General features: G+C 59.7%; 13 protein-coding genes. 12 read left to right on the top strand and 1 reads right to left on the bottom strand.

Annotated features, from left to right (window positions below):
• The 8 genes from ACEN8R_RS21835 (at position 1) to ACEN8R_RS21800 (ending at position 8689) form a co-directional block, all read left to right on the top strand.
• A complete protein-coding gene (locus ACEN8R_RS21835; RefSeq protein WP_081626544.1) occupies positions 1-336 on the top strand; it encodes a YceK/YidQ family lipoprotein in 336 nt (111 codons plus the stop codon).
• 174 nt (positions 337-510) lie between these two features.
• On the top strand, positions 511-2268 hold the full coding sequence (locus ACEN8R_RS21830; RefSeq protein ID WP_018928552.1) for a carbamoyltransferase family protein: 1758 nt from the start codon (positions 511-513) through the stop codon (positions 2266-2268).
• Positions 2252-3382, top strand: coding sequence for a glycosyltransferase (locus ACEN8R_RS21825; protein WP_018928551.1), 1131 nt, complete (start codon positions 2252-2254; stop codon positions 3380-3382). Before ACEN8R_RS21830 ends, ACEN8R_RS21825 begins: the two co-directional genes overlap by 17 nt.
• Complete coding sequence (locus ACEN8R_RS21820; protein WP_018928550.1) at positions 3382-4278, top strand: antimicrobial resistance protein Mig-14; 897 nt, start codon at positions 3382-3384, stop codon at positions 4276-4278. Before ACEN8R_RS21825 ends, ACEN8R_RS21820 begins: the two co-directional genes overlap by 1 nt.
• Positions 4279-4286: 8 nt before the next feature.
• Positions 4287-5720: a PIG-L deacetylase family protein gene (locus tag ACEN8R_RS21815; RefSeq protein ID WP_018928549.1), complete on the top strand. Its 1434-nt coding sequence runs from the start codon at positions 4287-4289 to the stop codon at positions 5718-5720.
• A gap of 52 nt (positions 5721-5772) precedes the next feature.
• A complete protein-coding gene (locus ACEN8R_RS21810; RefSeq protein WP_018928548.1) occupies positions 5773-6657 on the top strand; it encodes a DUF6625 family protein in 885 nt (294 codons plus the stop codon).
• On the top strand, positions 6654-7808 hold the full coding sequence (locus ACEN8R_RS21805; RefSeq protein ID WP_018928547.1) for a glycosyltransferase family 4 protein: 1155 nt from the start codon (positions 6654-6656) through the stop codon (positions 7806-7808). The genes ACEN8R_RS21810 and ACEN8R_RS21805 overlap by 4 nt, the downstream gene beginning before the upstream one ends.
• Positions 7805-8689 carry a glycosyltransferase gene (locus ACEN8R_RS21800; RefSeq protein WP_018928546.1) on the top strand — a complete coding sequence of 295 codons (885 nt, stop codon included), beginning with the start codon at positions 7805-7807 and terminating at the stop codon, positions 8687-8689. The genes ACEN8R_RS21805 and ACEN8R_RS21800 overlap by 4 nt, the downstream gene beginning before the upstream one ends.
• A 136-nt stretch (positions 8690-8825) precedes the next feature.
• Here ACEN8R_RS21800 and ACEN8R_RS21795 read toward each other — a convergent pair whose 3' ends face one another.
• Positions 8826-10691, bottom strand: coding sequence for an O-antigen ligase family protein (locus ACEN8R_RS21795; protein WP_018928545.1), 1866 nt, complete (start codon positions 10689-10691; stop codon positions 8826-8828).
• A gap of 156 nt (positions 10692-10847) precedes the next feature.
• Here ACEN8R_RS21795 and msbA point away from each other — a divergent pair, with 156 nt between their 5' ends.
• The 4 genes from msbA (at position 10848) to hldE (ending at position 15662) form a co-directional block, all read left to right on the top strand.
• The gene (gene msbA, locus ACEN8R_RS21790; protein WP_019020918.1) at positions 10848-12650 is read left to right on the top strand and encodes a lipid A export permease/ATP-binding protein MsbA; all 1803 of its coding nucleotides are present in this window, start codon (positions 10848-10850) and stop codon (positions 12648-12650) included.
• Positions 12651-12835: 185 nt separating this feature from the next.
• Complete coding sequence (locus ACEN8R_RS21785; RefSeq protein WP_018928543.1) at positions 12836-13540, top strand: sulfotransferase family 2 domain-containing protein; 705 nt, start codon at positions 12836-12838, stop codon at positions 13538-13540.
• Entirely contained in the window at positions 13533-14138 is a 606-nt protein-coding gene (gene cysC / locus ACEN8R_RS21780) for an adenylyl-sulfate kinase (RefSeq protein WP_018928542.1), read from the top strand. The genes ACEN8R_RS21785 and cysC overlap by 8 nt, the downstream gene beginning before the upstream one ends.
• 102 nt (positions 14139-14240) lie before the next feature.
• Entirely contained in the window at positions 14241-15662 is a 1422-nt protein-coding gene (gene hldE, locus ACEN8R_RS21775) for a bifunctional D-glycero-beta-D-manno-heptose-7-phosphate kinase/D-glycero-beta-D-manno-heptose 1-phosphate adenylyltransferase HldE (protein ID WP_026286608.1), read from the top strand.
• Positions 15663-15748 lie beyond the last annotated feature (86 nt).

Below are 15748 nucleotides of genomic sequence, written 5' to 3'. Positions count from 1 at the left end.
TTGACGATAAAAATGGCTGTGATGTTGAGCTCTTTTTCACTGGCGCTGTCTGGCTGCGGGACCGCTGTCACGGTGCTGCAGGATGACGAAGACGCCGCTCGTGGCCTCAGAAAGCAAAAGACCTACTGTCAGTCCATTCCTCGCATCTACAGCGGTCTGGCTCACGACTTTTGTCTCCTGCACGCGCCGCCCGATCCCACGGGTATTCTGGTGCCGTTCGTATTGCTGGACTTGACCCTTTCGGGTGTATTCGACACGGTTTTCTTGCCCTATACGATTTACCGGCAAGCTGCCGACGGAAACATCAGGATTTACTGGCGGCCGGGTCGCGGATGAGCAAAGGCGAACGCTTGGGCTCGACGTCATCTTCACGGCGCCGATAAGGGCAGGGTCATTCCCGCCACGTTTACGCTATAATCCCGCCCTTTAGCTGTCTCTCGCCCCTTGCGAGGGCACATTAATTTTTGAGGCGCGTTGCGCCTGCATGCAGACTAAAGAGGCTAGACCCCTGTGGCATTGACGATTCTTGGCCTGTCCGGCGCCCTTAGCCATGATCCTTCCGCAGCCTTGTACATCGACGGCAAGCTGGTCGCGGCGGCTGAAGAAGAGCGTTTCGTGCGCGATAAACATGCAAAGAACCGCATGCCTTACGAATCGGCGAAATTCTGCCTCGAGCAGGCGGGCATCAAGCCATCCGACGTTGACGTGGTGGCGATTCCATTCGCGCCGATCAGCCTGTTCGGCAAGGCTCGCTGGCACTACGCCAAGCGCTACTGGTACGCCCCGGACCGCGCCCTCGACGCGATCCTGATGGGTAACCGTCGCTACAAGCGCTATCGCAACAAGATTGTCTGGTGCCTCGAGCAATTGGGTTTCGATCCGAAAAAGATCAAGATCGAGCCGGTCGAGCACCACTTGGCTCACGCCTCCAGCGCCTACCACTGCTCCGGTTTCAAAGAGAAAACCGCGATCCTGGGGATCGACGGCAAGGGCGAATACGCCACGACTTTCTTCGGTTATGGCGAAAACGGCAAGATCCACAAGATCAAGGAATTCTTCGATCCGGACTCCCTCGGCGGCCTGTACGGCGCGATCACCGAGTTCCTCGGCTTCGAAATGCTCGACGGTGAGTTCAAGGTCATGGGCATGGCGCCGTACGGCGACGCCAGCAAATACGATTTCTCGCGCCTGGCCTCGTTCGAAAACGGCGAACTGGTGATCAACACCGACTACGCCAACGTCATCGGCCTGCGTCGTTATAAAGAGAAGGGCAAGGGTTTCTACTTCTCGCCGAAGCTGATCGAGTGGCTGGGTCCGAAACGTGAAGGCGACATCGCCGACGAACCCTACATTCACTACGCCGCGAGCATGCAAGCGCTGTTCGAGAAACTGGCGCTGCAGATGATCGACCACTACCTGGGCGATGTGCTCAAGGAAACCGGCAAGCTGGCCTTCGCCGGTGGTTGTGCGTTGAACGTCAAGCTGAACCAGAAAATCATCGCCCGCGATGACATCAAAGAACTGTTCGTCCAGCCTGCGTCCGGCGATGCCGGTACCGCGGTGGGTGCGGCGGCTTATGTGTCTCATGCCCGTGGTGTACCGGTCGAGAAGATGGAACACGTCTACCTCGGCCCGTCCTACAGCAATGAAGACGTGATCGCGGCCTGCGCCCGTCACGCCGACAAGCCCAAGTGGCGCAAGCTCGACAATATGCCGGAGCAGATCGCCAAAATCATGGTCGATGGCAACCCGGTGGCCTGGTTCCAGGGTCGCATGGAGTTCGGTCCGCGTGCCTTGGGCGGTCGTTCGATCATTGGCTGCCCGAGCGTGGCCGGCGTGGCGGACCGTATCAACCATCAGATCAAGTTCCGCGAGCGCTGGAGGCCTTTCTGCCCGTCGATGCTCGACACCGTTGCGCCGCAAATGATCAAGATCGATCACCCTGCACCGTTCATGACCTTCACCTTCGAAGTGGCTGAAGAGTGGAAAACCCGCGTGCCGGAAGTCGTCCATGAAGACGGCACGTCCCGGGCCCAGGTGCTCAAGCGCGAATACAACCCGCGCTACTACGACATGATGAAGGCGTTGGAAGTACTGACCGGCAACGGTGTGTCGCTGAATACTTCGCTCAACCGTCGTGGCGAGCCGATGATCTGCTCGCCGACCGACGCCTTGAACATGTTCTTCGGTTCCGACCTGCAGTACCTGATCATGGAAGACATTCTGGTGGTCAAAGAAGGCGCGGACGCTTATGACTCGCTCGGCTGAACGCCATGTGCTGCAGTTCTGTCACGGCTATGACGGGCCGTTTCTGGACTGCGCCCGGCAGTACGCCAGCCTGTTCGCGGGGACCGGTTATCGCGTGACCACGGTGTTCCTGACCGGGGCTGCCGATAGCCAAGTCGCCGCGAACTGTGCGTCCGACGAGGTGCTGTTCATGGAGTACAGCTCCAAGGCCATTCGTGGCCTGAAGCTGGGCGCCATCGGCGATCTGCGCAAGATCGCCGCATCGCGCAACTTCAGTTTCTGCATCGCTCATCGTTTCAAACCGATCTACATCGCCCTGCTCGGCACTTCGTTGCCGGTGATTGGCGTGCATCACGCGTTTGGTGATTACCAGCGCCGCACCCGCAAACTGTTCGCGCATATTTTCCGCAAACGCCTGAGCCTGCTCGGCGTCTCCGATGCGGTGCGTGACGACATGCGCCGTTGCTTGCCGAAATGGCCGCAGGCGCGGATTCAGACGCTCTATAACCGGATTGATGTACAGGCGTTACAGGCCAGTCAGGTGTCGGTTCGCGAGGCCCGGGAAACCCTCGGTCTGTCGATGGATGCCTGGATTGTCGGCAACGTCGGGCGCCTGCATCCGGACAAGGATCAGACTACGTTGTTGCATGGTTTTGCCACGGCATTGCCGGGGTTGCCGGCCAACAGTCAGCTGGTGATTCTGGGCAGCGGTCGGCTGGAGCAGGACCTCAAGGCCCTGGCGCGTGAACTGGGTATCGGCGATCGCGTGCTGTTCCTCGGTCAGGTGCCCGAGGCGCGTCGCTATTTCCGCGCTTTCGATGTGTTTGCCTTGAGTTCCGATCATGAACCGTTCGGCATGGTATTGCTGGAGGCCATGGCCGCCGGTGTGCCGTTGCTCGCCACCGCGTGTGGTGGCGCCAGGGAAGTGGTCGAAGGTGTGGGCATTCTATTTCCGCTGGGCGATGCCGGGCACCTGGCTCAAGGGCTGCAACATCTGGCCGCGATGGACGAGCAGCAACGCCGCCAGTGCGCCGAGCTGATGTTCGACCGCTTGCGTGAGCGCTTCTCCGATCGCGCGGTGCGCGATGCTTTCTGGCATTTGCCGCACGTTACCGAACTGGCACCGAGGGGCTGATGCTCAACCGATTTCAAGGCTGGCGCGAGCGTGGCTGGGTGCAGGTCGACGCCTCGACTTATGCACAAACCTGGCAGCGTTTTGGCGGCAGCGTCGCGACCCATCCCCTGGTAGTCGAACGTCTGGCACAGTTGGCCGACATTCCGGTGCGCTACCTGGCTTGGGAGCAGGACGGCGAAGTGAAAGCCGCCATCCCAACCTGGGGGCGCGACTTGGCGCTGTCCAAGGACGTGCTCAAGCGCACAGGTAAAAAGGGCCTGTTCGACCTCGGCAATGCCGAACTGATCCTCCCGGCCGCCGCCGATGCCCAGGCACCGCTGCGCCATCGGGGGCGTTACCTGTCGGCGCTGAGCGAAGGTCGTTTTACCGGTATCAAGCTGCAGACAGAACAACTGGCGCTGGCCCGCACGCCTGAAGAATTGTCGAAAAAGTTTCGCTACAACCAGCGCCGCGAGTTGCGTCTGCTGGAAGAGGCGGGCGGCGTGGTGCGGCCGGTTACCGAGTTTTCCAGCAGTGAACTGGCTGCGATCTATTGCGACCTGTTCCAGCGTCGCTGGGGCTTTCCGGCCACCGGTGCCGAGCGCATGGGCGAGGTGATCGAGTTGTTGCGCGAGTTGCTGATCGGCTCGGTGATTTTCCTCAACGACGCACCGATAGCGACTCAACTGGTGTACCGCGTCGAGGCGCCGGAATGGATCAGCGTCGAATACGTCAACGGTGGTGTCGATCCCGAGACCCGTGAATTCAGCCCCGGCAGCGTGCTGAGCTTCCTCAACACCCAAAGCGCCTGGGAACATGCTCGTGCGTTGGATAAGCCCCTGCGGTTTTCCTTTGGTCGAACCGACCGTGAGTACAAGGACCGTTGGTGCAATTCTGTGCCGGTCTTCACGGTATGAGCCAACCCATGAGCCGCAAACAGCAACTGCTCAAGCGCCATCGGCGCAACAAACGCATCGGCCTGTTGATTGCGTTGATGTTGCTGATCGCGATCGGCGGGCTGGTGGCCTGGTGGCTGCCGCTGGTGCTTGCGGTGCTGGGCTGGATCGCCCATGAGGCGTGGTTTGCCGACCATCTGTTTTATTCCCCCCAAGACGATTACCAATACAGCTTCCCGCCGTATACCCCGCAACCCAAGATTCATCTGGACGGTGAACGGCTACGGCTGGATGAGGGCGTCATGCTGGTCGATGACGCCACGCTGATACTGGCGCTGCGGGTGAAAAGTACTTGGCTGGGGCGCTTTATCGATCCGGTGGTCGAGTTGCTGGGGGGCGATAATCCCGACCGGCAAACTTTCGAGCGCGGTGTAAACGGGCTGCGTTATCTCAATCTCAGTGGTCAGGCAAGCGTGTTGTCGCAAGGTGAGTTGCGTCTACGTGGGCGTTTCTGCCGATTGCTCGGCGAGCCCGTGCTATGGGCGTTCGAGCAGCCGGACTACCGCCGTCAGCGAGTGATGGTGATTGCTCCCCATGCCGACGATGCAGAGCTGGCCGCCTACGGTCTGTACAGCCAGGCCGACGAAGCCTGGATCGTCACCCTGACCGCCGGTGAAATCGAAGCCGAACATTATCGACAGATGGGTCTGAGCACGGTCGAGGCAGCTCGTCTCAAAGGCCGTTTGCGAGCCTGGGATAGCATCGCCGTACCGCGTTGGGCCGGGGTGCCTGAAGCCCATTGCGTGCAGTTGGGGTATTTTTGCCTGCAACTGGCGGCGATGCAGGCGGCGCCGGCCACGCCGGTGGGTTCGCGCGAAGCGGATTTGAGTGACACCCGGTTGTTTCGTCAGTTGAATCCATTTGCCCTGCCGGGCGATGTCGACGGCGCGCCGACCTGGAACAATTTGCTGGCCGATCTGCGTGAACTGTTGCTGAGGGCGCGTCCGCAAGTGATCGTATTGCCGCACCCGACCCTCGACCCGCACCCGGATCACATCTGTGCCCAGGCAGCGGTTCTCGAAGCGTTGAGCGGGCTGGAGTGGCAGCCGACCACCGTGCTTGGCTATGCCAACCATCTGCATGACAATGATCGTTGGCCGATGGGTGATGCGGGTCATGGCATCGCCCTGCCGCCGACGTTCGATTTGGCAACGGCGATGCAGCCCTGTTGCCTGCCGATGCCTTTGGCGCGTCAGCGTGATAAAGCGATGGCGTTGGGCATGATGCACGACCTGCAACCGCCCATGCCGTTCAAGCGACGTTTGCGGCGGTTGATACAGTGGCTGCTGGCCAGTAGAGTGCCACCCGTCTATGGCGAGAACGAGTTCTTTCGCAAGGCGGTCAGGCGGCATGAGTTGTTCTGGGTTCTGAAGCATGGTGAAACATCTGTGAGGCAGAAATGAAGTATCGCGGCCCCTAGCATGGCGGCGTATCCAAGCAGTAGTGAGTATTTCTGTGATCAATCCATGCCCGCGTATCCTGTTCCTGATTCCGTATTTCGGTCATTGGCCGTTCTGGATGCCGTTTTTCCTCGAGAGTTGCCGACGCAACGCCGATATCGACTGGCTGCTGTTCAGTGATTGCGGCACTCCCGAGAACCTGCCGCCCAACGTGACTGTTGAAGCCATGAGTTTCAGCGAGTACTGCGCGCTGGTGTCACGGCGGTTGAATATCGACTTTGTGCCGGACGCGCCTTACAAGCTCTGCGACATCAAGCCGGCCCTGGGGCATATCCATGTCGACCGCCTGCAAGGCTATGATTTCTGGGCGTTCGGCGATATTGATCTGGTATTTGGTGATCTGCGACGTTATTTCACCGCTGATCGGTTGGCCAGTTATGACTTGTTCTCCACCCACGAGCGGCGGGTGGCAGGCCATCTCTGTTTGATGCGCAACACTGCCCGCAAACGTGAGTTGTTCATGCAGATCAAGGACTGGCAAACACGCTTTACCGATCAGGTGCATCACGCGCTGGATGAAGGCGCATTCAGTCGGATCTTCCTCTGGCGCAAGAATTTCCCCGAGCCACTGTTCTCCCTGGTGGGCAAGCTCAATCCGTGGCGTCGCCGCAGCGAATTCACCGAGGCGTTCAGTACCCCGGGCGGTTGCATCAAGTGGCACGACGGCACGGATGATTTTCCGCATCGCTGGTATTGGCGCGATGGTTGTTTGAGTAACGATCGTGATGGCGATCGTCGGTTTCCGTATTTCCACTTTGTCTGCTGGAAACGCAACGAGTGGTCACGGTTGTCCCCACCCGATCCGGCCGAGATCAGGCGCCTTGCCGCCGAGCCGGCCTGGGTCATCGATGCGACTGGTTTTCACCGGGGAGAGTTATGAGTCAACGGTCAAAGGTTCTGCAGTTGCAGCCTGACTACAACGTCAAAGCCCATGATTTTGCCGACCTCGCGGAGCAGATCGTCAAGGCCCTGCCGAGTGATCGCTATGAAGTGACCGCGGCGTTCCTGCGCGGCAAGCCAGGGCCTGGCGAGGCAGTGAGTCGCGCCGATCGTTCGGTATATTTCGAGTTTTCCGACAAGTCCCTCAAGGGCATGCGCCTGCGCGCCATGTGGCAGCTGTACAAGTTCTGCCGCACAGAAAAATTCGACGTGGTGATTTGCAATCGCTTCAAACCGGTGAACATGATGCTGGCGCTCAACCGTTGGTTGAAAGTACCGCTGTGCATCGGCATCTCCCACGGTTTTGGCGAGTACGACCGGTTTTACCGGCGCCGCCAGACCCAGCGCCTGATCGATCGCCATTGGCGCTTTGTCGGTGTGTCGCCAGCGGTCAAACAGTACCTGCTCGATTGCGACTGCGGCTTTACCGACCAGAATACCTACGCAATCACCAACGCCATCGACATCGAGCAGGCTGAAGGTTTGCAGCACCGCCGCGAGCGTGCCCGCGAGTTGTTGGGCATCGATCCCTCGGTGCGCTTGATCGGCGCATTGGGCCGACTGGTGCCGGTCAAGGGCCACACCTATCTGCTGCAGGCCTTTGCCACCCTCAAGGACAAATACCCGAACACCCAACTGGCAATCATTGGTGCGGGGCGTGAAGAGTCGCGCCTGGCCGCCGAGATCGAGCGCCTTGGGCTGACCGGTCGCGCGCACTTGCTGGGTTTCAAGGAAAACGCCTTGCAGTATGTTCGGGCGTTCGACATCTGGACCATGCCGTCCTTGGCTGAAGGCCTGGGGCTGGCATTGCTCGAGGGCATGAGCGGGCACCTGCCGGTGATTGCCTCGAACGTGCCGGCCATGTTGCCGCTGATTCAGGGCGCGGGCGGTCTGGCAATTACCCCGGCGGACGTGCCGACGCTGGTCGCAGCGCTGGAGAACTACCTGGGGCTGTCGGATGACGAGCTCAAGGCCAAGGGTGAACAGGCCTACCGCTATCTCCTGGAGCAACACGACATCGAGGTATTCCGCCAGGAGTACCTGAACCTGATCGACTCCGGCTTGAGTCAAGCCCGCAGGGAGCAACCATGAACGACGTGCAACCTCTCGTCACGGTCATCATCGCGTCGTACAACCACGGTCGCTATATCGAGGAAAGCATCCTCAGCGTCCTCACCCAGACCTACAAGAATATCGAGTTGCTGGTCATCGATGACGGCTCCAGCGATGACAGCGTCGAGCGCATCAATGCCTTGCAGGCGCAGCACGATTTCGATTTCCGGGTCCAGCAGAACCAGGGGCTGACCAACACCCTCAACGGCGCCATTGCGCGCTCAAAGGGCAGTTTGATCGTGCCGTTCGGGTCCGATGACATCATGTTGCCGGAGCGCATCGCCACCCAGGTGGCGTATATGGATGGCAAGCCCGAGGTCGGGATCTGCGCCGGCAACATCGAACTGATCGACGCCGACGGCAATCTCTATCCGGAGAAACGTCAGCGTCGAGATGTGCCGTTCCGTCGTCTGGACTTCGATGACATGTTCCTGGAGCGCAAGCCTTATCCGCCGGCGCCGACCCTGATGATCCGCCGTGAAGCGCTGGACAAGGTAGGCGGCTTCGATCCGAACATTCGCCTGGAGGACTTGCTAATCGAGTTGAAGGTGACCCGCGCCGGCTACTTCATCGATGGCCTGAATGTGCTGATGGCGCGCTATCGTAAGCACGCCACCAACTCCTACAAGAATAACCGCTTCATGATCGACAACATCCTGCGCTCCTACGCACTGTTCAGCGATCATCCGCTGTACGACGAGGTGCGCTACAAATTCCTCAGCTCGATGTTCCTGAAAACCTCCAATCGCGACCGCAAGCTGGCGCGCGAACTGCTGGCGCAGATACCGTTCAAGGCCTGGAACAAGAAGACCTGGCGCGGCCTGGGGCGGCTGTATTTCTCACCGCTGGAAAAAGACTGAGCCCACCCTGAGACGCGCAGCCATCGATGCCGGTATAGCGGCCCTCACCGGCATGCCTGAGGTGTCGGGAACAGGGCGGCGGTCACGATGGCCAGCAGGTAGGCCGCCAGCGCAATGAACGGGTTGGTTTCGACTATTAATGAGCCCGGGCGGGATGACTCCCGGTCAGTACTTGCCTGTGTAGGTTATCCACTGCAGATTTCGACGCCATCACGGCGTAGCCCTGAAGTAGCGCGCCAAAGTGGTCTTCGAACAGCCAGCGTCGATCCACGGCGTAACGCTGCATATGGCGCAGATTGCGCTTGCGCAGGGACAGGCTCAGCGATGACGGATAGATGCGCATGTCCGCCAGATCGATCAGGCCGAACTCACCGTCATCCAGTACCAGTACATTGCCCAGGTGCAGTGACCGGAAATAGACACCTTGTTCATGCAGTTGCGCCATGAACTTGCCGAAACGCTCAACCAGCGCCTGACGCACCGCGGGCGCGGTGATGCCTTGAAGAACCTGACGCAAAGTGCTGCCCGGCAGCGGTGAATAGTGTACGGCACTGCTACCGTCCTTGAGTCGATACAGGTCCAGAATTTGCGGGGTCGGGATACCCAGGTTGCGCAATTGCTCGCTGTTGGCGGCAAACCGTTCGGAATAGGGGTTGAAGCTACCCGAGGTGTACCAGCGACGGCGGCGGAACAACTTGAGGAAGCTGCCATCGACCAGGCGCAGGACTTTTGGCCCCAGCCCGTCTTCCTCGATCACCTGGGCACTGGCGGTCAACTGTTGCAGGGCGGCCGGCGTCAAGGTCCTGATCGGCATTGCCAATAGGCGCCTGGCCCGTTGGTTGATGCTTAATGCGGCGATCAGCGCCAGCGGAATCCACAGCAAAAACCAGTGCTCCTTGGGCCGGGAAATGATACCGCCGCCTTCGGTCAGGCCGGCGCCGATGCCGAATACCAGCCAGGTCGAGGCGATGATGAACAACGGCTGCAGGCGATACCGCCAGCTATTCAGCAAGCACCGGACCTGGAAGAACAGCCACGGCATCAAGCCGAAAATACCAACGTAATAGAGCACCCCCAAGGCGAAGCTATGAGGCTCCTGCAAGGTGTAGCCGATACCGGGGTCGAGAGTCAGGGTGGCGTTGTAGCCATGACCGATCCACGGGTGCTCGGCAATTTTTTGCAGGGCCAGCTGCCAGATTTCAAAGCGATAGGAGTCGCCGCGCTCGACGATCATCTGCGAAAACAGTACGGCAACCGCTGCGCCACCGATCAACAGGGTACCCAGCAATATGAAAGAACGACGGTTCCAGCTGATGAAACTCAGCCATAACGCAGCCAGTGTCAAAGCAACCAGCGGGGTTCTGGAGCCGGTGGCGATCACCGTGGCGAACATGATCGCCATCGCCGGGATGCTCAGCCAGAGCATCTGGCGACGCTTGCAGGTCATGCTCACGCTCAGCCAGTAGGTACAAAAAAAGCCGAATACGTGGGAGCTGAGCAGTGGGTTGTCGAATGCGCCGCTCCCGATCAGGCGCATGCCCGGCTCGTAGTGGCGGGTAAACATGAACAGGTTGTAGGCCGACGCGATCAGCCCGACCATTGCGGCACTGAACAGCAGGGGCTGGATGATCTCGCTTCGGTAGCGCACCAGCAGGTAGCAGCCAGCGAACAACAGCAGGGTGTGCAAAGCGGGTTTGAACTGACCGGTGACGCTTTGATCCATCGGCGGCCCCCAGCTCAGGCTGAGCAAGGCCCAGGCGGCGAACAACAGCACCGCGACGAAGATCGGTTCGCGCAGCAACTCTTTGAGTTCGCGGGGGCGCAGGCACAGGACAATAAACGATGGGATGCTGAACAGGCCATAAAACATCTTGTGATGCAGGCTGCGACCAGGCAGAAAGAACATCGCGCACAGCAGCAGGAAGTAGCCGAGTGGAAGAATCCAGAGGCAAATGAAATCGAAGACTCGATTGGATGTGTTGTTGAAGCCACTGAGTTGCATGCTGAGAGATTCAATCCTGAAGTTGATCGGCCATTTGGGGTGATGGCTATTTGATGTTGAATTCTGACGCTTAACAATAACAGCCTTTATGCGATTGCCAGAACCCTGAAGAAGCTGTGCTAAAGTCAGCGTCCTTTTTATCGACATTCGCGTGATATGACCGACTCCAGTCTCTCCGCAAGCCCATCGAGCTTGAAAATTTACTTCCGCCTGCTCAGCTATGTCCGGCCGTACATCAGCCTGTTCCTGATCAGCATTGTCGGTTTTCTGATTTTCGCTTCGACTCAGCCAATGCTCGGGTACATCCTCAAGTATTTCGTCGACGGCCTGTCCAATCCCGAAGCGGCGCTGTTTCCAACCGTACCGTACCTGCGTGATCTGCAACTGCTGCAGGCCGTGCCTTTGCTGATCATCCTGATTGCAGCGTGGCAGGGGCTCGGATCTTATCTGGGCAACTACTTTCTGGCCAAGGTTTCCCTCGGACTTGTCCACGACTTGCGTGTGCAGTTGTTCAACAATCTGCTGGTCTTGCCCAACCGTTATTTCGACAAGCATAACTCGGGTCATCTGATTTCGCGCATCACCTTCAACGTAACCATGGTCACGGGGGCGGCTACAGATGCGATCAAGGTCGTAATCCGTGAAGGCATGACGGTGGCGTTCCTGTTCGCCTCGCTGCTGTTCATGAACTGGCGCCTGACGCTGGTCATGGTCGCGATCCTGCCGTTGATCGCCTTGATGGTGCGCACCGCCAGCAAGAAATTCCGTAAACAGAGCAAGAAGATCCAGGCCGCCATGGGCGACGTGACGCACGTGGCCTCGGAAACGATCCAGGGCTATCGTGTGGTGCGCAGCTTCGGCGGCGAAGTCTATGAAGAAAGGCGTTTCTTCAATGCCAGCCAGGGCAACACCGACAAGCAACTGCGCATGACTCGCACCGGCGCCATCTATACGCCGCTGTTGCAGCTGGTGATCTACACCGCCATGGCGGTGCTGATGTTCCTGGTGTTGTTCCTGCGCGGAGATGCGTCCGCCGGTGACATGGTGGCCTACATCACTCTGGCAGGCCTGCTGCCGAAGCCGATCCGCCAATTGTCTGAAGTCAGCTCGACCATCCAGAAAGGTGTGGCCGGCGCCGAGAGTATCTTCGAGCAACTGGACGTCGAACCCGAAGTCGATAACGGCACCATCGAGCGCGATGCCGTCAGCGGTCGTCTGGATGTGCGTCACTTGAGCTTCACTTACCCGGGCACCGATCGCCAGGTACTCGATGACATCAGTTTCTCGGTCGAGCCGGGGCAAATGGTGGCATTGGTGGGGCGTTCGGGCAGCGGCAAGTCGACATTGGCCAACCTGATTCCGCGCTTCTATCACCACGACAAGGGCGAGATCCTGATCGATGGCGTTGAAGTGGAACAGTACAAGCTGCTGAACCTGCGCAGGCACATCGCCCAGGTGACCCAGCATGTGACGCTGTTCAGCGACACCGTGGCCAACAACATTGCGTATGGCGATCTGGCTGGGGCTCCCCGCGAAGACATCGAGAAAGCGGCAAGAGACGCCTACGCGATGGACTTCATTGCGCAGTTGCCCGAAGGCCTGGACACCCAGGTCGGAGAGAACGGCGTGCTGCTGTCCGGCGGTCAACGTCAGCGTCTGGCAATTGCCCGGGCCTTGCTGAAGAATGCACCGTTGCTGATTCTCGACGAAGCCACTTCGGCCCTCGATACCGAATCCGAGCGGCATATTCAGGCTGCACTGGATCAGGTCATGAAAGGTCGAACGACGCTGGTCATCGCTCACCGGTTGTCGACCATCGAGAAGGCTGACCTGATTCTGGTCATGGATCAGGGCCGGATCGTCGAGCGCGGCACCCATGCCGAGCTTCTGGCGCAGAATGGCTACTACGCCCGCCTGAACGCCATGGGCCTCGACGCCCCGGCTGAAGACATCGCCTGATTCGATGCAAGGGTGAGCCCTGCTCACCCTTGCGTTCACCGGCGTGCAACGCGTCCGGTGGATTGTATCCAGACCTTTACGCTTCTTGACCAAACCGGAATAAATCTCGGCAACGCGCTTGTTAAGGTTCCTGAACGAACTTTGACTTCAATCGAGGGGGGCAACCCTTTCGCGCGGGTACTGCCATGCTGCAACGTTATCTCTGGAAGCTCTTGCCCAAGCCGCAGCGGGCTTTCCTGCTGGGACGCCTGTCGGTCGTGGACCGTCAGGTGATCAACAAGTCGATGTCGGCCAGCCTGAGCTTCCCACGGGCCTTCGAGCAGCGTTCCTGTCTATTCATTCATGTTCCCAAGTGTGCCGGGAGCAGCGTATGTGCGGCGATGTTCGATGGGTGGAGCCCCGGGCACTTGCCGTTGTACTGGTACGAGCAGCAATTTCCCGAGCAGTTTGCCGCCAGTTTCAAGTTCGCCTTCGTTCGTGATCCGCTGGAAAGGGCCTACTCGGCTTATGCTTTTTTGCGCGGCAATGAGTTGGGCCGGCGCGATCAGGCGGCGCAGAGGCTGGTCTGCCACTACCGCGACTTCGATGATTTCGTCGCTCGCTGGCTGCATTCGGAGACCATCAGCCGACAAATGCATTTTGCCGCGCAAACGGATTTTCTGACCGACTCCCTGGGGCATCTGGCCCTGGACTTCATTGGCTACCAGGAGCATCTGGAGCGGGATTTTCGCCTGGTCTGCGAACAGGTGGGTCACTGGGCGGTGTTGCCTCACGTCAACGGCTCGCAACAGCGGCGTCCGATGCTTGCCCGCGATTTCTGCTCGGTGCGTACCCGTCGGCTGGTGCGGCGGGTGTACCAGCGCGATTACGAAATGCTCGGTTATGAATGAGCCCCTGTCGATACCTGTTCCAGAGATCAGGCCTTACGATCTGTCACTGTCGAACCGCGACCGCGCCGCAATCAAATTCCAGCACCCGCGTTGCCTGTGGTTGACGGGCCTGTCGGGCGCGGGCAAGTCGACCCTGGCCAATGCACTGGAGTTGCAACTCAATCGGCGCGGGCTGCACACGTTCCTGCTCGATGGCGACAACCTGCGCAATGGCCTGTGTCGTGACTTGGGAATGAGTGCTGAGTGTCGCCGGGAAAACATCCGGCGCATGGCCGAGGTGGCACGGCTGATGGTCGACGCCGGTTTGATTGTGATTGTTGCGGCGATCTCGCCGTTTCGCGCAGAGCGTGATGCCGCTCGTCGGTTGTTCGCTGAGGGCGATTTCATCGAGGTATATGTGAGCACGCCCTTCGCGGTGTGCGCGCAACGGGACCCCAAAGGTTTGTATCAAGCGGCCCGCCAAGGGCGGATCAAGAACTTCACTGGCATCGACAGCCCTTATGAGGCACCGCTGACGGCGGAGTGCGAGATCGACACTCAGGTGCTGCAGCGTGAGGACGCTTGCCATCGTTTATCGCAATTTCTGCTCAATAAATGAACAGAAATCCTCGCCGATTCATCCGGTTGCAGGCGCCCCGCAAGCCAGCGCCAACCCTGTGTTAATATCGCGCCCCTGTTCATTTTGTATGTGGGTTGCTCCATGAAGTTGTCCATGCCGCGATTCAATCAAGCCCCTGTCTTGGTGGTCGGCGATGTCATGCTCGACCGTTACTGGCATGGTGGTACCTCACGGATCTCTCCTGAGGCGCCGGTACCGGTCGTCAAGGTCGAGCACATCGAGGACCGCCCGGGCGGTGCCGCCAACGTTGCCTTGAACATTGCCGCGCTCGGTGCGCCGGCCTCGCTGGTCGGCGTGACCGGCGACGACGAAGCCGCCGACAGCCTGGTCAATAGCCTCAAGGGTGCCGGCGTGCGGGCATTGTTCCAGCGCATTGCGCACCAGCCGACCATCGTCAAGCTGCGGGTCATGAGTCGTCACCAGCAATTGCTGCGTATCGACTTCGAAGAGCCTTTCGCAACCGACGCCCTGGCGCTGGGCGAGCAAGTTGACGAGCTGCTCGAAGGCATCAAGGTGCTGGTGCTGTCCGACTACGGCAAAGGCGCGCTGAAAAACCACCAGGTACTGATCCAGGCTGCCCGTGCCCGTGGCATTCCGGTGCTGGCCGATCCCAAGGGCAAGGATTTCTCGATCTACCGTGGCGCGAGCCTGATCACCCCGAACCTCAGCGAGTTCGAAACCATCGTCGGCGGTTGCGCCGATGAGCACGAACTGGTGAGCAAGGGCGCGCAGCTGATGCACGACCTCGACCTCGGTGCATTGCTGGTAACCCGTGGCGAGCACGGCATGACCTTGCTGCGCCCGGATCATCCGGCGCTGCACCTGCCGGCCCGTGCCCGTGAAGTGTTCGACGTGACCGGCGCCGGCGACACGGTGATTTCTACCCTGGCGGCGGCGATCGCCGCTGGCGAAGAGCTGCCCCACGCGGTGGCCCTGGCCAACCTGGCGGCGGGCATCGTGGTCGGCAAGCTCGGTACCGCGGCCATCAGCGCACCGGAACTGCGTCGTGCGATCCAGCGTGAGGAAGGCTCCGAGCGCGGTGTACTGGGCCTCGAACAGTTGCTGCTGGCGGTCGATGACGCGCGAGCACACAAAGAGAAGATCGTGTTCACAAACGGTTGCTTCGACATCCTGCATGCCGGCCACGTGACTTACCTCGAACAGGCGCGCGCCCAGGGTGATCGCCTGATCGTGGCGGTCAATGACGATGCGTCGGTGAGCCGCTTGAAAGGGCCGGGTCGGCCGATCAACAGCGTCGACCGTCGCATGGCGGTACTGGCAGGTTTAGGCGCCGTCGATTGGGTGATCAGTTTCTCTGAAGGCACCCCGGAAAACTTGCTGCGTGCGGTCAAGCCGGATGTACTGGTCAAGGGCGGTGATTACGGGGTCGACCAAGTGGTTGGCGCGGACATCGTCAACGCTTACGGCGGGACGGTGAAAGTACTGGGGTTGGTGGAAAACAGCTCGACCACTGCTATCGTCGAGAAGATACGCAGCCGTTGAGGTGGGCGTCTCTCGTTTTGTAATGTACGTGAACGGTCTTACCTTGGAGGTATAACCGTTTCCGTTGACGTTGGCCGGTACAAATC

This window comes from Pseudomonas sp. Pseusp15, assembly GCF_059492165.1.
Note: the sequence above shows the minus strand (reverse complement) of the source record. Positions and strands in the feature narration are given on the sequence as shown.